This window comes from Providencia sp. 21OH12SH02B-Prov (assembly GCF_027362595.1).
In the GTDB taxonomy this organism is placed as follows: domain Bacteria; phylum Pseudomonadota; class Gammaproteobacteria; order Enterobacterales; family Enterobacteriaceae; genus Providencia; species Providencia zhejiangensis.
The window spans coordinates 1,569,137-1,587,291 of the sequence record NZ_CP114796.1 but is presented as its reverse complement, the minus strand read 5'-3'; the positions used below and the strand labels follow the sequence as shown (position 1 = coordinate 1,587,291).

General features: G+C 43.8%; 28 protein-coding genes and 1 pseudogene. 7 read left to right on the top strand and 22 right to left on the bottom strand.

All coding sequences use genetic code 11. The annotated features are described in order from the left end of the window. Nucleotides 1–45: 45 nt before the first annotated feature. The 14 genes from O7C57_RS07630 to O7C57_RS07570 form a co-directional block, all read right to left on the bottom strand. Nucleotides 46–1,260, bottom strand: a complete 1,215-nt coding sequence (locus O7C57_RS07630) for a phage major capsid protein (protein ID WP_014656489.1) — start codon at nt 1,258–1,260, stop codon at nt 46–48. Nucleotides 1,261–1,271: 11 nt separating this feature from the next. Further along, entirely contained in the window at nt 1,272–2,123 is an 852-nt protein-coding gene (locus O7C57_RS07625; protein WP_269723865.1) for a head maturation protease, ClpP-related, read from the bottom strand. Nucleotides 2,124–2,128: 5 nt separating this feature from the next. Beyond that, nucleotides 2,129–3,445, bottom strand: a complete 1,317-nt coding sequence (locus O7C57_RS07620; protein ID WP_269723864.1) for a phage portal protein — start codon at nt 3,443–3,445, stop codon at nt 2,129–2,131. Continuing rightward, nucleotides 3,445–4,962 carry a terminase large subunit gene (locus tag O7C57_RS07615; RefSeq protein WP_269723863.1) on the bottom strand — a complete coding sequence of 506 codons (1,518 nt, stop codon included), beginning with the start codon at nt 4,960–4,962 and terminating at the stop codon, nt 3,445–3,447. Before O7C57_RS07615 ends, O7C57_RS07620 begins: the two co-directional genes overlap by 1 nt. A 9-nt stretch (nt 4,963–4,971) precedes the next feature. Beyond that, nucleotides 4,972–5,448, bottom strand: a complete 477-nt coding sequence (locus O7C57_RS07610; RefSeq protein ID WP_269723862.1) for a terminase — start codon at nt 5,446–5,448, stop codon at nt 4,972–4,974. A 123-nt stretch (nt 5,449–5,571) separates the two neighbouring features. Beyond that, entirely contained in the window at nt 5,572–5,781 is a 210-nt protein-coding gene (locus tag O7C57_RS07605; protein ID WP_105874216.1) for a hypothetical protein, read from the bottom strand. 36 nt (nt 5,782–5,817) lie between these two features. Further along, a complete protein-coding gene (locus O7C57_RS07600) occupies nt 5,818–6,156 on the bottom strand; it encodes an HNH endonuclease (protein WP_269723861.1) in 339 nt (112 codons plus the stop codon). Further along, the gene (locus O7C57_RS07595; protein ID WP_269723860.1) at nt 6,153–6,833 is read right to left on the bottom strand and encodes a phage tail tip fiber protein; all 681 of its coding nucleotides are present in this window, start codon (nt 6,831–6,833) and stop codon (nt 6,153–6,155) included. The genes O7C57_RS07600 and O7C57_RS07595 overlap by 4 nt, the downstream gene beginning before the upstream one ends. Nucleotides 6,834–7,259: 426 nt before the next feature. After that, nucleotides 7,260–7,484, bottom strand: a complete 225-nt coding sequence (locus O7C57_RS07590; RefSeq protein ID WP_036940646.1) for a hypothetical protein — start codon at nt 7,482–7,484, stop codon at nt 7,260–7,262. A 15-nt stretch (nt 7,485–7,499) separates the two neighbouring features. Then, nucleotides 7,500–7,733, bottom strand: a complete 234-nt coding sequence (gene lysC, locus O7C57_RS21880; RefSeq protein WP_425476435.1) for an Rz1-like lysis system protein LysC — start codon at nt 7,731–7,733, stop codon at nt 7,500–7,502. Beyond that, nucleotides 7,651–8,010 carry a hypothetical protein gene (locus O7C57_RS21605; protein WP_269723859.1) on the bottom strand — a complete coding sequence of 120 codons (360 nt, stop codon included), beginning with the start codon at nt 8,008–8,010 and terminating at the stop codon, nt 7,651–7,653. The genes lysC and O7C57_RS21605 overlap by 83 nt, the downstream gene beginning before the upstream one ends. Further along, nucleotides 8,007–8,435, bottom strand: coding sequence for a structural protein (locus O7C57_RS07580; protein ID WP_269723858.1), 429 nt, complete (start codon nt 8,433–8,435; stop codon nt 8,007–8,009). Before O7C57_RS07580 ends, O7C57_RS21605 begins: the two co-directional genes overlap by 4 nt. A gap of 9 nt (nt 8,436–8,444) precedes the next feature. Next, the gene (locus tag O7C57_RS07575; RefSeq protein WP_269723857.1) at nt 8,445–8,801 is read right to left on the bottom strand and encodes a hypothetical protein; all 357 of its coding nucleotides are present in this window, start codon (nt 8,799–8,801) and stop codon (nt 8,445–8,447) included. Beyond that, on the bottom strand, nt 8,801–9,214 hold the full coding sequence (locus O7C57_RS07570; protein ID WP_269723856.1) for a putative holin: 414 nt from the start codon (nt 9,212–9,214) through the stop codon (nt 8,801–8,803). The genes O7C57_RS07575 and O7C57_RS07570 overlap by 1 nt, the downstream gene beginning before the upstream one ends. Nucleotides 9,215–9,629: 415 nt before the next feature. On the opposite strand from O7C57_RS07570, the gene O7C57_RS07565 reads away from it, so the two are divergent. After that, nucleotides 9,630–9,908 carry a hypothetical protein gene (locus tag O7C57_RS07565; protein ID WP_269723855.1) on the top strand — a complete coding sequence of 93 codons (279 nt, stop codon included), beginning with the start codon at nt 9,630–9,632 and terminating at the stop codon, nt 9,906–9,908. Between the two features lie 727 nt (nt 9,909–10,635). Here O7C57_RS07565 and O7C57_RS07560 read toward each other — a convergent pair. From O7C57_RS07560 to O7C57_RS07525, 8 genes and pseudogenes are all read right to left on the bottom strand, one after another. After that, nucleotides 10,636–10,866: a hypothetical protein gene (locus O7C57_RS07560; RefSeq protein ID WP_269723854.1), complete on the bottom strand. Its 231-nt coding sequence runs from the start codon at nt 10,864–10,866 to the stop codon at nt 10,636–10,638. Between the two features lie 47 nt (nt 10,867–10,913). Continuing rightward, entirely contained in the window at nt 10,914–11,693 is a 780-nt protein-coding gene (locus O7C57_RS07555) for an antitermination protein (RefSeq protein WP_269723853.1), read from the bottom strand. Then, nucleotides 11,693–12,673, bottom strand: a complete 981-nt coding sequence (locus tag O7C57_RS07550) for a DUF7146 domain-containing protein (RefSeq protein WP_269723852.1) — start codon at nt 12,671–12,673, stop codon at nt 11,693–11,695. Before O7C57_RS07550 ends, O7C57_RS07555 begins: the two co-directional genes overlap by 1 nt. Next, nucleotides 12,670–13,410, bottom strand: a complete 741-nt coding sequence (locus tag O7C57_RS07545; protein ID WP_269723851.1) for an ATP-dependent helicase — start codon at nt 13,408–13,410, stop codon at nt 12,670–12,672. The genes O7C57_RS07550 and O7C57_RS07545 overlap by 4 nt, the downstream gene beginning before the upstream one ends. Next, nucleotides 13,403–13,993 carry an HNH endonuclease gene (locus tag O7C57_RS07540; RefSeq protein WP_269723850.1) on the bottom strand — a complete coding sequence of 197 codons (591 nt, stop codon included), beginning with the start codon at nt 13,991–13,993 and terminating at the stop codon, nt 13,403–13,405. Before O7C57_RS07540 ends, O7C57_RS07545 begins: the two co-directional genes overlap by 8 nt. A gap of 89 nt (nt 13,994–14,082) precedes the next feature. After that, nucleotides 14,083–15,051 (bottom strand): annotated as a pseudogene (locus O7C57_RS07535) (DEAD/DEAH box helicase); the annotation flags it as partial. Between the two features lie 259 nt (nt 15,052–15,310). Further along, complete coding sequence (locus O7C57_RS07530) at nt 15,311–15,595, bottom strand: hypothetical protein (RefSeq protein WP_269723849.1); 285 nt, start codon at nt 15,593–15,595, stop codon at nt 15,311–15,313. Further along, nucleotides 15,564–15,818: a transcriptional regulator gene (locus tag O7C57_RS07525; RefSeq protein WP_269723848.1), complete on the bottom strand. Its 255-nt coding sequence runs from the start codon at nt 15,816–15,818 to the stop codon at nt 15,564–15,566. Before O7C57_RS07525 ends, O7C57_RS07530 begins: the two co-directional genes overlap by 32 nt. A gap of 109 nt (nt 15,819–15,927) precedes the next feature. On the opposite strand from O7C57_RS07525, the gene O7C57_RS07520 reads away from it, so the two are divergent. The 6 genes from O7C57_RS07520 to O7C57_RS07495 all read left to right on the top strand — a co-directional run bounded on the left by O7C57_RS07520 (nt 15,928) and on the right by O7C57_RS07495 (nt 18,071). Then, entirely contained in the window at nt 15,928–16,644 is a 717-nt protein-coding gene (locus tag O7C57_RS07520; RefSeq protein WP_269723847.1) for an XRE family transcriptional regulator, read from the top strand. A gap of 160 nt (nt 16,645–16,804) precedes the next feature. Continuing rightward, nucleotides 16,805–17,287 carry a helix-turn-helix domain-containing protein gene (locus O7C57_RS07515; RefSeq protein ID WP_269723846.1) on the top strand — a complete coding sequence of 161 codons (483 nt, stop codon included), beginning with the start codon at nt 16,805–16,807 and terminating at the stop codon, nt 17,285–17,287. A gap of 3 nt (nt 17,288–17,290) precedes the next feature. Continuing rightward, entirely contained in the window at nt 17,291–17,524 is a 234-nt protein-coding gene (locus tag O7C57_RS07510) for a host cell division inhibitor Icd-like protein (RefSeq protein WP_269723845.1), read from the top strand. A 30-nt stretch (nt 17,525–17,554) separates the two neighbouring features. Next, the gene (locus O7C57_RS07505) at nt 17,555–17,689 is read left to right on the top strand and encodes a hypothetical protein (protein ID WP_269723844.1); all 135 of its coding nucleotides are present in this window, start codon (nt 17,555–17,557) and stop codon (nt 17,687–17,689) included. A 5-nt stretch (nt 17,690–17,694) separates the two neighbouring features. Beyond that, nucleotides 17,695–17,877, top strand: coding sequence for a hypothetical protein (locus O7C57_RS07500; RefSeq protein ID WP_269723843.1), 183 nt, complete (start codon nt 17,695–17,697; stop codon nt 17,875–17,877). Next, nucleotides 17,877–18,071, top strand: coding sequence for a hypothetical protein (locus O7C57_RS07495; RefSeq protein WP_105874178.1), 195 nt, complete (start codon nt 17,877–17,879; stop codon nt 18,069–18,071). The genes O7C57_RS07500 and O7C57_RS07495 overlap by 1 nt, the downstream gene beginning before the upstream one ends. Nucleotides 18,072–18,155 lie beyond the last annotated feature (84 nt).

Below are 18,155 nucleotides of genomic sequence, written 5' to 3'. Positions count from 1 at the left end.
CGATGCTCCCAAAAGAAAGGCGACCGCAAAGGCCGCCTAAGTGGATTACTCACCCGACGCAGGCGCTGTAAAATCGCCGTAAACAAACGCCTCTGGACGCTTCACGGCTAATGCCAAACGCTCTTCACAACGGATAGAGATCATGTTTTTCTCAAAGTCATCCGCGTTTTCAGTTGAAATCACCACGTTGGTTTCTTCGCGGTCAAAAAGCTGAGCGCCCGCGTTGAAGGCACCGGTTAAGAACTTACCTTTAAATGCGGCAGTTTCCGTGACCACGACGGGCAAGCCCCATAACGTTGGCCCTGTTAATGCCGACGGATTCGCCAGAATGTAACGGCCCAGTGAATCTTTCAGCAGTTCAATCTTCGCCCAGTCGATGAAGTGCAGAACGTGCCCCGTTGCTGGGAAACGCGCTAACTGTGCTTGCAGCATAGCCAAACGCAAATCATCAATGCCGTTTTGTTTATCGACTTCAAACTCCGCCTTGAACTTAGACGCCTGCGGGATGATACCGTGCAAATGCGCGCCAGAGCCGTCACCGAACAAAATTTCTTGCTCTTCGACAAACTTCAAGCCGTAACGCATTTCAGCATCCACCAATGACTGCAACTGTGCAAAGTCATCCAAGATCTGCTTAGACGCCTTGAACATATGTGCAATCGTCGTGACCGGCGTAATTTTGGTTGCAAACTGAATGTCGCTGTACGGCTTGGTGGTATTTTCCGGCACCACGGTAGCCGCGTTAGTAAATCCCGTTTGTTGCACCCAGAAAATGGCCGGTGAGGTTGTCTTCCCAGAAGCAATTAAATCGCGAATGAATAAGCGTTGTTTCGGCGCAACATCAATTCCCGGTAAGCGTTGTGGCTCAACCACGCCTTCTGCAACATCAACCGAGGTCAATGCAGCCTGAACGGGAACCGAAATTCGCTTGTTGCCCTGAATGCTGGAATTAATATCTTTCAACACGTCGGCTGAAATGACTTGCTGACCGATACTTTTTGCAGCCTGAACCGCGTTACCTAGCGGCATTTGAGCGACATGTTGCTCCAACTCGCCTAAGGAAGCTTTCAGTGTTTTTTCAGACTCACGCAGCGCATTGAGCTCTGTCGCCATCTTGTCGACCGCGGCCTTAGTTTCCGCGCTAAGGCTGCCTACTTTTTGCGCTTCTTTTAGCGCCTCTTCGGCTTTAGCATTAAATTTACCGTTGGCTTCTTCAATTTTAGCCGACAGGTTTTTCAGTAATTCATTTGTATCAGACATAGTGTCTCCAATTAGTTAACAGTGGCAAAAGCATTGACTGCCTTTTCCAATTCAGAAAGCGTTTCGGGATTAATGTCAGTGGTAGCGCTTGGCATACCGTGAGGATCTGAAGTAGCGCTCGGCATACTTCGTGTTAACGCACTGATGAGCCTTCGCCGTTCAGAGCGTGGTGTTTTAGCTTTAGCCAGTAAGGCATCTAATTTACGGATAGCCGCTTGTGGGCTTTCATCGCCATCATCCATAGCATCGGCAGCGAGCAGGCTATCGGCAAAGCCTTTCTCAATCGCATCATTCGCACCAATATAGGTTTCGTTATCCATCATCTGGCTGATGGTCTCTTCTGGCAGACCGCTACGCGCAACATAGATATCCGACATGGATTTATCGAAAGGAGCCAGATCATTCGCCAACTTCGCAAAGTCATGGCGATTGCCGACCCCCACAGCCCAGCAGTTATGGATCATCAAAAAAGCACCACGCCCCATTCTGATTTCATCGCCCGCCATGGCAATAACAGAAGCGGCTGAGGCTGCAATACCGAGAATGTTAACGGTGACTTTACCATTGTGTGCACGAAGCAGGTTATAGATGGCCAATCCTTCAAACATATCCCCACCCGGGCTATTGATGTTGACAACAACATCTTGGTTTCCGATAGCGCGGAGGGCGGCAGAAATCCGCTTAGCGGTAACGCCTTCCCCCCAAAAATCCTCACCAATCACATCCAACACCGAAATAGTGTTATCCGAACTGGCGGCACGAATACCGCTATTCCATTTATCCAGCGCCTTGGGTTTAAGCTCATAGCTAATCGATGTGCAGGGGCGATCCTCCAGTGCAACTGGCAGATGATTTTTTTTCATTTAAATTACTCCTCGATATGAGGTGAGTTGTGTTGAACCGTGGGAGCACCCTCAGGGAACAACCAATTTGTGATTTGCGCCTTGAGCTGTTCAGGATCATGACGCAATGTGTCTTTTCCCAATTGTTCAATGGGCGTCAGGTTGAGCTGAACAGTATAGATGTCTCCCCCTTCAATGGGGGGTAAGTTTTCGAGCCGTCTTACGTCATTTCGGCTCATCCACCCGTTTTGCAATGCCGTCGTGTAGTATGCAGCGCGACCCGCACTGTCCGCACGGAGCAATCCCTCAACTGAAAACTCAGCGTAATAGTCATCATCACTATCAAGCAGGCAACGGTTGATTTCTTGCTCAATATTGACCAGTAACGGCCGCAAGGTGTTGGTCAGAAACTGCATGTTCATCCCTTCCACACTGGATGCCCAGCTGCTCTGTTTATCGGCATGCCCCACCATGAAAGGCGGCACCCGGAACCAGCGACAAATTTCCTCAATGCTCCATGAGCGACTCTGCAATAGCTGCGCATCTTCGGGATTCATGGAAATGCCGTTATAGGACAGGTCATTTTCCAAAATCATCAACTTCCCTGCATTTTCAGAGCTGATAAATGCGTTCAAGTAACCCCGCAACTTTTCGCGCTGCTCTTTAGTTAGTGCTGTTTTTGAGGATAAGAAGCCTGATGCGAGTAAGCCATTGCGAAAAATCTTAGCGGCCGTTTCATCGGTAGCTATCGCCGAACCTAAGATATTGCGCCCCACCTGGATCGGCGTGAGACCAACAACCCCGTCTAACCCAAACCCACGAATATGCATCATGTTTTTAACGGGGATAGGCCGATTCTTCCCCCCTTGCTCCACGTATTGATAATCCAACAGGCCATTATCAAGTCGCTTTACCGTCACTAATTGTGGCAATAATGGCTGCAAGGAAACCAGCTTTCCACCGATATAGCGTTTTTCAATATACGCATTACCTTGTAAACAAAGGCTAGCAACAACCATCAACATAAATCGTGAGGGGGTCATTTCCGCGTTAGGCCGCCGGCACAGTACACGATAAGCAGGATGGTCTTTCGCTATCACCCGAGAGCCGTCAGCTTGATACTGGTAAATTTTCAAGGGCAGTGTTGAAATCGACTCACTCAGGAGCCGAACGCATGACCAGACAGCAGAAAGCTGTAGCGCCTTATCTGTTGATACGGTCTTCCCACTACTGCTTAGTCCGCCTAGCGCTTTTAATAAATCTTGAGTATCAATCCCTACCGGCGTTTTTTGCTGGCTAGCCTGTAGCTGCCGAGTCTTGCGTTGTGATTTTCGTCTGGCCATTAGCACCCTACCATGATTGGATCATCAAAAAAGCCGTCGATATCTCCGTGTTCAATCTCAACGCCGTTTGACGCGCCAACGGCCATCGCAAAAGCAACCATGCCGTCCATCCGCCCCGTTGATTTCTCTTTGGTCAGTTTACGGTTTGAAGAAGCATCTTTAATGGTAATGGCATTTGCCGCACACATATTCATCACAGGGTGATTGCCATGCCGGATCTGCTTATTGAGTAACATCTGCTCAAGCTTATCGAGGGCGGGAGCCATATCTTTGTACCCCTGCCCAAATTCAACCAGCGGCAGGCTTAAACCGATATTTTCAGCCGCCTTCTTAAACATTTGGATACGCCAGCGGTCAAACGCAATGACTTCAATATCAAAATCAGCCAGAATTTCCGCGATATCTTTCACGACATAATCGTAATCAACCATAGAGCCGGGGGCCGTGCGAAGTAGGCCTTGTTTCGCCCACACGTCATACGGCACACGGTCCGTTTTTGCACGGTCTAATAGTGTCTGTTTCGGAGTCCAAAAGAACGGATACAGGTTCCATTTGCCATCGGCAGACTGACCAATCACTACTAAGGCGGTTAAGTCTTTCGATTCTGACAAATCAAGGCCGGCATAACATTTGCCGACAATCGGTTGAACCGGTGATTGACAAGACTCCCACACCGAACGGGAAATAAACGGCGATACCGTGGAAACACGCTGATTTAAATTCAGGTTACGAAAGGTGTTTTCACTCGACGGCATGCGTGAAGCCATCTCCGCTAATCGCTTCATATCATCCAAGGAGCGGAAATTACCCAGTGCAGGGTTCGCGGCTTTCCATGCTTCGGGATCTAACACATCCGCATCTTTATCAGCTTCATACACATGAGACACAATGTGTGGATCTTTAGAGTTTTTTGCATCGTCGAGCCAAATACTGAATAAGTCAGCATCGCTCGCGGCTTGCGTACTGATCGCAATCAGTAAGGGATTTTTATGTGCCCCTTGCGAAGTGACAATGGCATCCACAAACTCACTGCGCGGCCCCACTATCTGCCCGACTTCATCAAGAATAGCCAAAACAGGCGATAAGCCGTGCGCGGTTTTCCCTTCGGCGGACAAGGCGCGATACTCCACATTGCACGGTTTACCCACTAATCGCTTACCGCTGGGAATGATATGGACAATCTCTTGCAGCGTCGGATTCAGATTAATCATCTTCACTGCCAAATTGAACACGATGGCCGCTTGCTCTCGGCTCATGGCGCCACTGACAATTTGTGAGTTTTGTACAGCTTCAGGGCCAATTAAATGCGCCAGTAAAATACCGGCAATTAACCCCGTTTTGCCATTCTTACGGGCAATACTTAAATAGGCTTTATCGGTACGATGTGGGTTATCATAAATCGCCAAAATAAACCGCTTTTGGAAATCATCCAACCGCATAGGTTGGCCTAATAGCTCCCCCTCGGGAACAATACAGTAACGCTCAATAAACGCGATAACACGTTCACCTCGTGTCATGGTTCCTCCTTAGTGCATGGGCACGGCCAGCAAATCATCATCCCGCAGGTCACTCAGCGCTTTTCTCGCGACCGCATCATTTTGATTTCGCTTGCGTTGGTCACGACTTTCACCATTGGTGGCGTGAGAGTGGATCTGTAAATCGCGGCGTTGAGCCAAAATGGTGCGCTGTAACTCCACTATCTGTTTACGTAAATCCTTAATGAGTGCTTCGTTACGCTCCTCACCTCGTATTCGCTCTTCTTTGCGTAAATCAAGCCGTAAAACGGTGATATAGAACTGATTATTGGCTAATTCTACCGCCGCCAACAGGTCAGATGGTGTCCAACTGTCTAGGGCTTTCGAGCGGATATTGTCATGCCAAAATGGCTCCGCTTTTTTCTCCAAACCTGCATGGCGTGGCGGTTCGATGGTATCAGCGGCAGCATTTTGCATGGCTTGAAGTTCGGCGCTGACACTGTCAGAGCGCTTTCGTTTTCCTGCCATTAGTGCCTCGTAAAAAAAGAAAAAAAATCGGGTTAGCGTTATTTCGAAGGTTAGCGGTCGGTAATTCAGGGCAAAGGTTTTGAAGTTTTACCTCACCCCTCCCGCTATGATTTCATCGCAAAACTATTTCAAATGAATATCAGGTGCATCTACTGTCAAATCACTATTCGAATTAAATGTAACCGTCACTTGTGGTGGGTGACGTCCATTTGAGTGCTCTATACGAAGTAAGGTTTGATTGCTCAGCAGAACTCCATCCACTGATAATCCAAATCCTACAAACGCATCGCCTCGATAGAGTTTTGATAGCTTTGCTTGCTTTTCATTCTTCATATTCTTTTGTCCTGTTCCACTGACCATTCAGTCATGCTATTTATTCCAATGTGAATTAGGATCTAGCGGTATGCCATCCTCACTACAACCAACAACAATACCGCTCTTCTCCATCCGTTGCTTAGTGGAGTTATGATGTGGTGCACATAGACTTTGGTAGTTGTTGGTATCCCAGAATAACTTTTGAGCTTTGGCTATCTGCTCAGGATTACCTGAATCAAGCGCATCCTTCAATCTGTGAGGGATGATATGGTCGACGACGGTTGCGGCAGTAACGCGCCCTTGCTCTTGGCACATCACACATAAGGGATGCTTGGCTAAATAGCTAAGCCTGACCTTCGCCCATCGACCGCCATAAACATTTGGCTTCTTCATAACATGCGCGACAAAGTACCACCGCGACACAGATCCTCTGCAATCGTCCGCTTGATAGATTCTGTCATCGACTTTTCTTGCTGCTCCATAGCTTGTCTTAAGCTGATGATAGAGTCCGTATTGGCGCTATCTTTCAGTCGCATTTCTTCAAGCTCTTTGCTTAGCTGAATAAGCTGACGTTTCAACCCTGAAATGTGTTGCGCTATCGATTGCTCACTGGCGGCTGATGAGCATTGAATATTGGTTATCTGTGATTGCAGCTCACAGAATTGCTGGTCAATCCGCTTCACGGTTTCTTCGTACTCGCTTTGGGATTTATTAATCAATTCTGCAGTTTCTTGAATACTAGCGACCACATTAGGCAAAGTAACGGAGTATTCAGGTTCAACCTTAATATCACCACGAAAAACATTTTCTTCTCGCTGCTTATCTTCTCGTGTAACTTTTACACCATTAATTTTTGCGCTTGTGACTGTTCCTTTTGCAATACATGCTTCATTAAGAAACACTTGCCCGTTTGTAATAAGGAATACATCAGCATCAAACCCAACGCTTGCTGGCTGCTTCAATCCTGCACTACCCATCAACTCTTTAATGCGCTTTAGTTGTGCTTCCAGCTTATCTAAGTCGGTTGTGTCTACCGTTACTTTTAGATGAATCGTCTTTCTATCTGACATGATTGTCCCCATAAATGAAAAAGCCATCGGCGGTTAACTGATGGCATTTGGAATATTATTCTAGGTTTATTTATATGGATCTTGTAAATTCCGAGACTGCCTGTGGTAAAAACATATATAAAACTCTATCAATGCCACTCAATGAATAGCATTTGCAGAATTAAATAAAATTAATACCGTTCTGCTGTCTCTGGTGATAGTTCGCCTTCTTTGAATAACAAATTAAATTTGTATGCTCTTTTCCGTATTTAGTTACAAACTATCAATTGATTAATAATTCTTTATAAAATATTATTCGCTAACTCCAAGTGAAAGTGACTCTTCCTTGAAGGATTCATTTAATTACAAAAACAGTTATAAGCTCATAATTGCCTTAGTTCTCGCTACTAAGGCATTTTTTTCTCTTGCGGCAATCTGAGGGTATATTCAATCCTTCCAAGTGATAGCTTTTACCGCCCACATTTGAGCATCCATAATGCGACGCATGGCTTCATTGTGGATCATCAATGCCTCTTCTGATGTCACGCCTTGCATACTGTCATGCACTAAATCGATAAGTTCAGCTGATTTCTGCTTGGCTTCATCTACTGCTGACAAGGATGATGGGTTAAAGCTAATACCTACTAATTTTTGACCTAATGACTTGTTCATTCTTGTTACTCCTCTCTAATGTAATGTTGAGTTATTTCTAGCTGCCTCAATCTCTCGAATGGCTTTCTTATCTAAATTGCACTTTGCGATTGAATTCATCGCATCAACTAGCAGTTGTGGCATGTCGCCCCAGTCCACTTTTTCAGGAATATCAGGCTGAGGACAATCAGCGGTTAGATGCGCCGGTATCTGTGGCGACTGAACGGGAATCAATACCTCTTTTGTATTCCCGCAGCTTACTAACAACATCATCGGGCACAGAAGTATTAGCGCACTCATTGTCTTTGAGTACTGTTTTGATAACAGTCTTAACTTTGACATGTTCTGAGTCCTCAAGCTGCTTTGCTTTGATGTTATCGAGTGATGCTTGATAGTGAAGAGTAATAGCGGACTGAGTTACTTTGTTTAGTAGCTGGCTTGCTGATAATTGGGTATTTAACCTATCAATTTTACCACTCTGCCAACCAATGAAGGCACACATAGCCAAGGTAACGAAAGCGCTAACAACTATCTCACCGAGTTTCACAACAAGCTCCACGCTTTTTCGAACGTAGCCTCATCATAGGGCTGATAACCCAACTCAACACTGACAATTGCAGTTGCTAATGCGATGCCTGTTTTCTTATCGCTAGTGTTGATGTGATCATTGATACCCACACCAATAGAAGCCGCTGCGCGATTAATGTAACCAGCAGTGTTATTTTCAATCGGTGGCGCATATTTATTGATGATTGCAGAGACTGAATTTAATTTATATTTACGCTGATATGTTTGAAGTAGTTTATAAATAGCACGAATTCCATATTCAGCAGATTCAAAACGACAGAAACGAGATTCAATATTTGGGTCGTGCGGCAATTGCCCTTGCCATTTATTCACTGGATTATAATCAATATTGCCGGGGTTATTGTTACGCTCACCGCGTGCAATTTTTCGTTGCTGATTATTCATATAGCCGCCTTAACGAAGAAAAGGCCGCTTAATAAGCAGCCAGAGTGATTTAAGTTTTTCGAAGAAATGACGGATAACAATAACTGACATGATGTTTCCACCCGCCGAGAAGATCACCAGAAACATAACACCGTTAAATAAGACATCCGATGGTGCTGACACTCGGTCACCAACGGTTGTTTCATAGACCTTGTAGACCCAGCAAATAAATAACGCTGTACCCACAATAGAATCACGAAACTTTTTATAGCGACAAAGAAACACAGTGACTGCTGAGCCTGTCATAAACAATATGTCAGTAGCCCCGAGTGGATTCTGTTTACACCAACTAATGATGTCATTACCAAATAAGAGAAGGTTTTCCATTAGGATCCTCCTTTATTGCGCCAGTCTTTTATCGCTTGAGTGATGGTGCTGAAGTTCTTATCTATCGATGCCATGATCCGGCTAAATAGCTTTCTCAAATTATCCTTGTTTGCCATCAAGACGAGAACGGGGATCAATAGTGCTGAAATCGCAATAGCCGTTATCTTAGGGCTAATATCCCAATTCCATATCTGTGCAATAACATCTGAGGCTTCTTTAGCGATTAATATCCCAGCGCCAAGCGCAAGAATGAAATGTAAGATTTTTCGTCGGTTATTGTCTTTTGATGCAATGACGGAAGCTGAGGCACCAATAATCGCCCCAAGAACTACACCATAGTCGGCACCAACAAGGATACCGCCCATAGCGCCACCGCCAGCAGCACCGATGGCGATACCTAATGATGTGCTCATTTGTGTTTCTCTTAGTTAATAGAAAGCCGCGCACAGCTCTTTAGCGAGGGTAAAGATTAGCAGTCGAATCTGTGGCGGCTGTATGAGTGACCATTTTCCCGACGTTGGCAAAATGGTGACCATTCCGAGGATATGCTCGATATGGTAGAAACAAAAAACCCCGCCGGAGCGGGCAGGGTCTTATAGAATTTGATGTAAGTTGATCATTTATTTGATCTTTTTGCGTTTGAACATATAATGACCGAGTATCTAGTATGTTTATCGAGAACGCCACACTAGATATAGGGAACCCCTAAGTAGTATCGAGCTACAAAGGGGTAAATAAAACTGTCAGGTTTTACATGTGATCACCCTTTCAGTCTAGTTCACTTGGTGATCTGTGTAAAGCCCTGTTATTTATACAGGAGTTCTTTATATGGGTAGAAATATCTGTAAAAACCCACATCGTTATGACCCGGCTTTCGATTATCTTTCTGATAACCAAGGTCAAACTGGTCGACATAAATGCGCAGGCTGTGCATTTGAATTAGGCCGTCAACACGCTCTTATTGGAGCACCAAAAGCCAAAAATGATTCTGTTTTGGAATATATTCCAGATAGTCAGGCTGGCGCAGTTCGACACAAAGATGCATTTGAAGCTTATAACCTCGGGTATAACTCAGTAGTTGATATGGCACTAAGCAAAGCTGCATAAGATTGAAAATAATCAATGGCTACTTCGGTAGCCTTTTTGTGCCTGTAATAAAGGCCGCACTAGGCAGCCTCTTGAATGTGAACTTGTAAGCAATCCTTACAGCTTTAATTGGCGACACCGGAATTCCAGCATCGGAATAATACCAACCAGTTATAAATAGACTGTCAGATAAAGTTTGTTTCTTTTTTTAAATTAGATGGTTACAATAGAAACCTCTTATATTATTTTGTAGTACCACTCATTCGCCACCAGTTTTTTAAGATGGTGGCTTTTTTATGCTCACTCGAATTCATCAAGCATATAAACCTCTAAATTAAGAAAGGGACACCAGATATCCGTCGACCAAAACATCATCTGGTGTCCCTAATCACACAACTCTCCAGAATGAAGAGTGTGTATTTAGTCAAAAGATCAACTGTAATGTGGTGTTGCGGATTTTCTTTTGTCTAAATTAGGTTGCCACACCAAGCCACTGTACAGGTAGCAACTATTGCCTGCGAGCGGGTGGTGTGGTCTTCAAGCCCCATAAGGGTACATCGAAAGCCCCAAACGTATCGCAAACCAGATTTCTCCGTTCTGCGTAGAGGTTATGAGGGGCACTGTTTCGGTAACAAAAACCCCGCCAAAGCGAGGTCTTGAATTGGTTTAATGCGACTAGGTATAGAATGTCCATTATTAGAAGATAATAAGCCAATTTCGGACAAAATGCAAGCTTTGACCAAGCAGGTTATGCGAAGCGATACCATTGACCACGCTGAATTAGATATCCTTGGTCGCATAGGAAATCAAGTGCATCATAGAGGCGCTCGTATGCAACGGCGTTATTCCTAGTATAACTATCCCAAAACACATTCCGTATTGTTTGCATTGGTGGGAGGCTTCTATCTTCGCAAAATGGAGATAACACACCAGTTTCTAATGCTGCCCTTAAGTCATTTGCAATATTTTGTAGACTCATTTTTATTTCCTTATGCTGAATATAAATCGAAAATGATACATCGAACTCTATTTTGTGACACAACTAAAAGCCTTTTCTGCTACGCTTTCTTCAATAAAACACTTACTTGTTAATTTTTCATAGAGCGGCTTCCAATTTCTACGCCATGTTCTTTCGTTAAGGTCGGGTACTAAATGTCTTATTGCATTATATGCCACAGACGACGGCACACGGTTGAACCCCTTACCAGCGCAACGAGGACAATCTTTAAATACGGGAACGCCCTGTAATTTAGTTTGTGCTTCATCCAATACCTTGCCGCGTCCTTTGCAGCGACAACGGTGTGTGATTTGACCTTTGCCATTGCAAGAAACACATAGCTCACCTACCAATTCCTCTCTGATATTTGGATCAACAATCGTTTCGCCTTCAAGAGTAGTTATGCCGGGATGTTTGACAACATCTTTCATTTTGTAGATCAACCCTTTCCCGTTACATACTGAACACTGACAAACTGAACCAGCTGAACGGGCATAATCTTCAAATGCCATCTTGGCCAGAACAATTAAACAGTAACCCAGTTTCTTACCCGCAGCTTTGCGAACTAGTTTAGGTGCTACTTTAAGTGCATATTGGGTCAAGGCTTCCACAGTCGAAAATTTATCCTCTTCGCTGATGTCATTTTTAGCCAGAAAGGCTGTCATACCGAACTTAGCTTGTGATTCAGTCATCCCCATAGCAGCCATGATATCCGTTCCCGTTATTCGGTCAGGGGAGGTGCAACCTGCTACATTGCCAAATGTCGGTGACTTAGGGTGAAAGTTTTTCAGTGCATTTTCGAGTTTCATTAAGCCGCCTCTCTCTGTTTCCGAATAAAAACACGTTCCCTTGCTTCACAACCTTGTGTGAGCATGTCGTTAAAATCGTTTAAGTCAGGCCATCTCACACTAACTTTTTCAATATCATTGTTAGCCACTAGGTTTTTTCTGGCGCATTCATAAGCTGCCGCCTCACCCGTTGCACTCCAATCGTTATCAGCGAAAACAATTAGGTGCTTAACACCCTTTGGTGCAACAAACTTCGCCATATGGCCCGCATTCATTGTTGACCAAGTATTAACGCCATAGATTTGCTTACAGGAGAGTGCAGTTTCTAGTCCTTCGGCGATCCCCAGTGTTGAGGCCACAGGAAACATGCGGATAGCGACTGAATTTGCATACTCTAAATAATTATCTTCCTGCAGCGAGTCCATTCGTTTGATTAGGGATAGCCGTGCCTTTTTATCGCCTTCTAAATACGTCCTATGCAGGTAACAAGGTTGCCCTTTTGAGTCTGTTGCCAGCGCCCATATCGCTTGAAAGCTGTTAGGGTTATGTTTTACGGGTTGCTTATCACAAAATTTAACCTGTTCACTCGGCAGCTCATAGATACCGCGATTGTGTAGATATTTAGCCCCTGAGGTATCTTTCAGCGATTTCAGGTTTGAATAGCACTTAATGACCCGTTTCCTAAATCCTGCAATTGAGGTATCTTTAGTTTGTGGTTTAGGCACTATGTTTTCTCGGTGATTGCCAAGAAGTATATCCACTTCATCAGCCAGAACTTTAAAACTCTTACCTTGTGTTTTTTCCAGCAACTGAAAACCAGTGCCCGAACCACAGGTGCAAATCCATGTTCCCAGCCCATTTTTATCATCAATACGAAACTTGCCCTTTCTCTCACATAATGGACATTTGCCTTTAAAGTGTTTGCGCCCAGTTATAGGAGGGAGTCCATAGTACGCAAATATCTTTGCCCATTGTCCTTTTGCAGCATCAATTGTGTTCAAAGTAATGCTCCTTGCTGTGCTGTGCTATTTTTTAACTGACCTTTAATACGAGCGAACTGCTCTTTTGCTTTTTGCTGACCTTTTACGAAACGGATCCGCTTATGTTTAATAAAATTGCTAACCTCTGGTGTAATCTCTTGAGGAGTGTTGTGTAGCCCATAGGGGAATACACCGAACTTTTCTTTAAATGTGTGACCTACCCACCCGTCACTAATCGGCTTACCTTCAACCGCTCTGACGTTTTGGTAATATTTAAGTTGAGAATAAAAACTCTGCTTTTCTTGATGTGTATAAACTTTTTCTGTCTTGCTTAGTTTTTTGATATTGCGTGTCGTATCGACTTCTACGTCTTCCCCAGCGAGTGGCTTAAATCCACACTTAGGGCAAGCATAAACACCGGCTGGCTTCATGTAGTGGCATGAGGTGCATTCTTTCGGTTTCTTTTCGCGCTTTTCCTGCTCACGAAAACTATTAGCCTCTTTCATGCCGTCATTTTTGCTAGGCAGTTCGTCATATTCGATATCATCAGGAAAGCCTAAGCGATGGACAGAACCGGAATGATCAAAGATGAGTGCAGCGCGTTTTTTTACTTTGGGGACATTAATTACAATATCTGCTGGTACAGTTTCATTGGAGACAATAATTGTATCCCCGTTAGGTACATGGCGAGCCATGATGATGCCCCTCACATGCTCGACGTCTTCTTCGCAACTCACTTTAAATAAAACTTTAAACATGTTTCCAGGTCTCACCTTTTTTAATCCAACTAATAGTTGATTTCGCTACACCGAATTCCGCAGCAAGGTCTCGGCAAAGCCCTTTGTATGGCTTTTTAAGTCGATTTCGGATATCGGCAACATTAGCAGCTGTTAACTTTGCAGTGCTAACATCCTCACCACATGGCATGTTTCGGACTAATACATCTCCGGCGTGTTGTCTATTTTCAAGATTTGTAACCCATTCCAAATTATCGAAATGATTGTCTGATTTGATACCGTTAATGTGGTTAACTTGAGGTTTATTATCTGGATTGGGTATCCATGCTAAGGCGACTAAACGATGAACCTGATACCAGCGATTACGGATATAAACATGTTTGTACTTACCGTAAGGACCTAATTCAGACTTCGCATCTTTACCGCGATTTGTTGACTGCTCACAAATGCGCTCTTTACGAGTTGAGTAGGACTTATTTTTCTTATTCCAGTGTCGGTAGCTCCCGATTTTCACCACATTCCCGCAACGTGACACAAAAACGATAGCTTCTGTGGTTTCTGGCATATCATCGCTACGCCATGAAAAAACAGGCTTAAATTCCATAGTTACTTGCCCTCGCTATTAATAGCCGTTAGCAGACTGGCTCTCTTGGACAGATACTCATCGTATAGAGAGGTGTAATTGTCTACAGGTCTTAATGCGCGCCCTAACGCCTGAACCCAGCGGATTTCTGATTTAGTAGGTCGGGCGTAAATGATGCAGCGAACATCACTATCAAAACCTGCGACAAGCGTTCCGACATTAACAATGATCTTAGTTGCACCCTGTTCGAAACGGTGAATAATGCCTCGGCGCTCGTCATGTGGTGTATCAGCTGTAATGACTTCCGCATTTACCCCTGAGCGGTTAAAAGCAACGGTGACGTAGTTTGCATGGCTGACATTGACGCAAAAACAGATCGTTGGTAGGTTTTCACCATTAGCCAACCAGTTATCGACCACATCGCCAACCAAATCCGCACCCGACATAATTTCAGCGATCTCAGCCTCTTTATAATCACTACCGAATTCCTCACTACGAACTGATTTCACTTTTGATAAATCTGGTTTTGTCGGCGCGTAAAATTCGTATTTACTTAGATCCCCACGCTGAATAAGCTCCTTCATCGTTGTGGGTTTAATCAGCCTTTCGTAATACTCACCAAGAAACGGGGAAAACGGCGTTCCCGACAGCCCGATTACTTTGAGGTCAGTATCGCGAATGACTTCGAGTATTTTCTTGCGGCGTAAATGGGCCTCGTCGATGATGAGTAAATCAATGTTGTCAGGAAACTCACGACGAATAACCGTATCTGCTGAGGCAATTTGGATTAATTTTGTTGGGTCATAATTGGGATGATTGGCCCAAACAAATCCGATTTCTTCCAGTGGTATGCCATACTCTTGAAAACGCTCCGCTGTTTGAGCGATCAGATTTGTGTATGGCGCACAGAACATAACTCGCATATTGCGCTTGATGTAACCGTTTGTGATAAATGCCGCTAGCCCTGTCTTACCGCTCCCTGTTGGGCTATAAATCATGAACGTGCGGTTTTGCTTCCAGTTTTGACGCAACATAGCTAAACCGCGTTCCTGTGCAAAATTTGGTGTAATGTTTAACATCCGTTCCTCACTTGAATAATTTACCCTGCCAAGGTCGAAGCCTTTGGAAGATTTATCATTTAGCCATCTAAACGGCTGGTGGGTTTTATACCCCCTATAGAGATCTATATTTAAGATCTAACTCCTTCCTTGGCAGTGCCTTCCCTAACACCCCTTTCAAAGATCACCCCCCCTTACCCCCCCTAGAAAGTTTTCCCCTCTTCCCCAGAAAACAATCTAGATGGCTAAACGTCTTAACCTCTAAATCCCCCTTAATGAATTACTGACCAACCAACAACGGCGCTGAGGTATAACCTTGCATTGCCTTCGAATAACGTCTCACGTACTGCCTTAGCCTTGAGTTCGCTTCATGTCTCGCTTTGTTAACCTTGCGGTATGGAACTGGCTCTAATTCCCAATGCTGCTGATACACTTCTGAATAAGCCACCAGCGCCCTATTTCTGGCACTCGGTGACAATTGCGATAACATTCGTTGAATAAACTCAATGTCATCGCGATCAGGAAAGTAATGTTTAGGCATCGGTATGTTGTGTATCTGGTTCATGTGATTTACCCTTTGGGTGAGGGAACAAATCAGGTAGGTCAGGACGGATCTCATGGGGCTTTACATGACCATTGGTCGCATTTACGATAGCCATTACATGATCAGCTTTAACCCTACGGCCATTCAACCAACGGAAAACAGCTGGCTGACTAACGCCACAGGCTCTGGCTAAAGCCGCTTGGCTACCTAATAAATCAATAGCTTTTTGAATGTATTCATTCATAAGTTAATTCCATTAGTTATTAAACTTTATCAGAATAACATCTGGAATAACTTTGAGCAATAACTTATAGTTTGTTTAAGATTAATAACAAAAGGTATAGAATCTTATTATGAAAACATTCTCAGATAGACTTAACTACGCAATGCAAAAAGCTGGCTTATCACAAGCCGAGCTAGCGCATGCTGTTGGGGTTTCTCAGCCTTCAATATGGAAGCTAGCCACCGGAGCATCTCAGTCAAGTAGGCGCTCATTTGAAATAGCTCAAGCCCTTGGTGTCGATCCCGTATGGTTAACCACTGGTGTTGGTGAGCCCTATCAAGCAGACTCAAACAAAAAATCTATAACTGAAAGTAACGTAGGTAGCGAGATTCCAATCAAAACTTGGGATTCCACAACGCCTTTAGATGATGATGAGGTTGAAGTTCCTTTCCTAAAAGATATAGAGTTTGCTTGTGGTGACGGCGCTTGTAGCGAAGCAGATTACAACGGATTTAAATTACGTTTTTCCAAATCAACCCTGAGAAGAATAGGCGCAAAGTCTGACGGCTCCGATATATTATGTTTTCCAGCTAGAGGGAATAGCATGGAGCCTATACTGCCAGATGGCTCAACAGTAGGAATTATTACTAGCGATAAAAGGATTGATGATGGCAAGATTTACGCGATTAATCAGGATGGATGGAAAAGAATTAAGCTACTCTATAGAACAGGCCCAGACCTACTGACAATCAAAAGTTACAACACTGACGAATACCCAGACGAAACCGCCCCTCTATCAAGCGTTGAGATTATTGGACGTGTATTTTGGTGGTCTGTAATGGTATAACCCCCACCCCTCACTTAAAACCAGCCTCTGATTGCTGGTTTTTTTATATTTAAAATCAATTAACTACAAATTAAAATAACTTTTATTAACTTTAGTTATTGCAATAAGTTAAGTTATGAATTACCTTTAAGGCATCGAAACAAATCAAAGGTAATTAACTATGGTTATTTGCAATGTAGAAATCAAAGATACTATCGAAACCATTACTGCTGAAATTCGCGAATCCATGACGCTGCTAGAAATGGCTTATAGTGAGAGTGAAGATGAAAAAATCTCTGCTGTCATCTCATGTGTTATGAGATCAACAAGCTCATCCTTGCGCAAGGCTGACGGTCTAGTTAATACATTACTGACAACCAAAGAATATGCGCCATCAAAAACCGAAATAAACACCCAAACCTCATTCGCCGCACGCTTGCGCCTAGCTCTTGCGCACTCTGGAATGACACAGGCGGATTTAGCAAAACAGATTGGCGTATCACAAAGCACAATTAGTGCATTGGCTACTGGTCGAGTAAAAGGCGTGGGAATTGGGCGAGGAGCAGTTTTATCTGAAGCTTTAGGTGTAAATCTAAGGTGGCTCATGCTCGGTGAAGGTGAAATGCAGCCAGCTAAAAATTTAACTCAAAATGATGAGGTTTAAAAAATGCCGATTATACATTATGCGTCAAATACCGATGTACTTAAACCTGATATCCGTACAGGTCTATTTAAGTTCTGCTTCTTTGCTGTAAAGCGTAGTGATCCACAAGCTAAAGGCGAACGCAAGGAAGTTTACGCAACGGATTTGAAATCAGCAAAATTACAACTTGTTCGTGAGTATGTTTTATCACTGGCATCACAAACACCTGTAGGAGCGTGTCATGTCACACGAAATTAAATTAAGTGTTGCCGCAAAAAAAGCGCTCAATTGAATGCGGTACTGTTTCAACTCAATAGCCAATTTGTAGGGGATCCAGTAGTGGATAGTTTAATTGAGCTGGCTTACGAACTATCAAACCCTGTGGCAGGTTGGTTAATTGAAGAAAATGCACAACGGGATTAATGGACATGAATAAAACAGCCCCCCAAAAAAAAGTACAAGTTAGTGAATGCATGTATGTATTTAACCGAGTGAAAGTGTTTTTAGAAGCTGCTCAATATTTAAACCGAGATAACAGCGAAAAACATATTGCCAGTCAATTGATCGCTCAATGTGAAGCTGAGGTTGATGATATTTTGGAGAAAGAATAGTGAATGACAATATTAAATTAAGAAACTCAGCAAATACAGAATTAACTTATGCTAGAGCAATTATAAATACTATTTTAAATTCAGCCATTTTGGATAATGAAGATATCGAAAACACTTTAGAAGCGGCATTAAAATTAATTGAACGGGCAAATAACAATATAGCTCAGATAAATATTGAGGTTCCAAATGCATAATTTAATGTCCCCCCCCCTGTTGAGAGCAAGAATTCTGATTTACATAAAACAGCTTCACTTGCTCAAAGATATGCAAGAGAGCTA

Coding starts and splice junctions, on each gene's coding strand:
- O7C57_RS07570 (WP_269723856.1), bottom strand. CDS start 9,214: ATGAGCACATCATTAGGTATCGCCATCGGTGCTGCTGGCGGTGGCGCT.
- O7C57_RS07520 (WP_269723847.1), top strand. CDS start 15,928: ATGAAAACATTCTCAGATAGACTTAACTACGCAATGCAAAAAGCTGGC.
- O7C57_RS07610 (WP_269723862.1), bottom strand. CDS start 5,448: ATGGCAGGAAAACGAAAGCGCTCTGACAGTGTCAGCGCCGAACTTCAA.
- O7C57_RS07625 (WP_269723865.1), bottom strand. CDS start 2,123: ATGAAAAAAAATCATCTGCCAGTTGCACTGGAGGATCGCCCCTGCACA.
- O7C57_RS07615 (WP_269723863.1), bottom strand. CDS start 4,962: ATGACACGAGGTGAACGTGTTATCGCGTTTATTGAGCGTTACTGTATT.
- O7C57_RS07605 (WP_105874216.1), bottom strand. CDS start 5,781: ATGAAGAATGAAAAGCAAGCAAAGCTATCAAAACTCTATCGAGGCGAT.
- O7C57_RS07620 (WP_269723864.1), bottom strand. CDS start 3,445: ATGGCCAGACGAAAATCACAACGCAAGACTCGGCAGCTACAGGCTAGC.
- O7C57_RS07555 (WP_269723853.1), bottom strand. CDS start 11,693: ATGAAACTCGAAAATGCACTGAAAAACTTTCACCCTAAGTCACCGACA.
- O7C57_RS07580 (WP_269723858.1), bottom strand. CDS start 8,435: ATGAATAATCAGCAACGAAAAATTGCACGCGGTGAGCGTAACAATAAC.
- O7C57_RS07595 (WP_269723860.1), bottom strand. CDS start 6,833: ATGTCAGATAGAAAGACGATTCATCTAAAAGTAACGGTAGACACAACC.
- O7C57_RS07515 (WP_269723846.1), top strand. CDS start 16,805: ATGGTTATTTGCAATGTAGAAATCAAAGATACTATCGAAACCATTACT.
- O7C57_RS07500 (WP_269723843.1), top strand. CDS start 17,695: ATGAATAAAACAGCCCCCCAAAAAAAAGTACAAGTTAGTGAATGCATG.
- O7C57_RS07575 (WP_269723857.1), bottom strand. CDS start 8,801: ATGGAAAACCTTCTCTTATTTGGTAATGACATCATTAGTTGGTGTAAA.
- O7C57_RS07530 (WP_269723849.1), bottom strand. CDS start 15,595: ATGAACCAGATACACAACATACCGATGCCTAAACATTACTTTCCTGAT.
- O7C57_RS07560 (WP_269723854.1), bottom strand. CDS start 10,866: ATGAGTCTACAAAATATTGCAAATGACTTAAGGGCAGCATTAGAAACT.
- O7C57_RS07600 (WP_269723861.1), bottom strand. CDS start 6,156: ATGAAGAAGCCAAATGTTTATGGCGGTCGATGGGCGAAGGTCAGGCTT.
- lysC (WP_425476435.1), bottom strand. CDS start 7,733: ATGTTGTTAGTAAGCTGCGGGAATACAAAAGAGGTATTGATTCCCGTT.
- O7C57_RS07565 (WP_269723855.1), top strand. CDS start 9,630: ATGGGTAGAAATATCTGTAAAAACCCACATCGTTATGACCCGGCTTTC.
- O7C57_RS07590 (WP_036940646.1), bottom strand. CDS start 7,484: ATGAACAAGTCATTAGGTCAAAAATTAGTAGGTATTAGCTTTAACCCA.
- O7C57_RS07540 (WP_269723850.1), bottom strand. CDS start 13,993: ATGGAATTTAAGCCTGTTTTTTCATGGCGTAGCGATGATATGCCAGAA.
- O7C57_RS07545 (WP_269723851.1), bottom strand. CDS start 13,410: ATGTTTAAAGTTTTATTTAAAGTGAGTTGCGAAGAAGACGTCGAGCAT.
- O7C57_RS07630 (WP_014656489.1), bottom strand. CDS start 1,260: ATGTCTGATACAAATGAATTACTGAAAAACCTGTCGGCTAAAATTGAA.
- O7C57_RS07510 (WP_269723845.1), top strand. CDS start 17,291: ATGCCGATTATACATTATGCGTCAAATACCGATGTACTTAAACCTGAT.
- O7C57_RS07525 (WP_269723848.1), bottom strand. CDS start 15,818: ATGAATGAATACATTCAAAAAGCTATTGATTTATTAGGTAGCCAAGCG.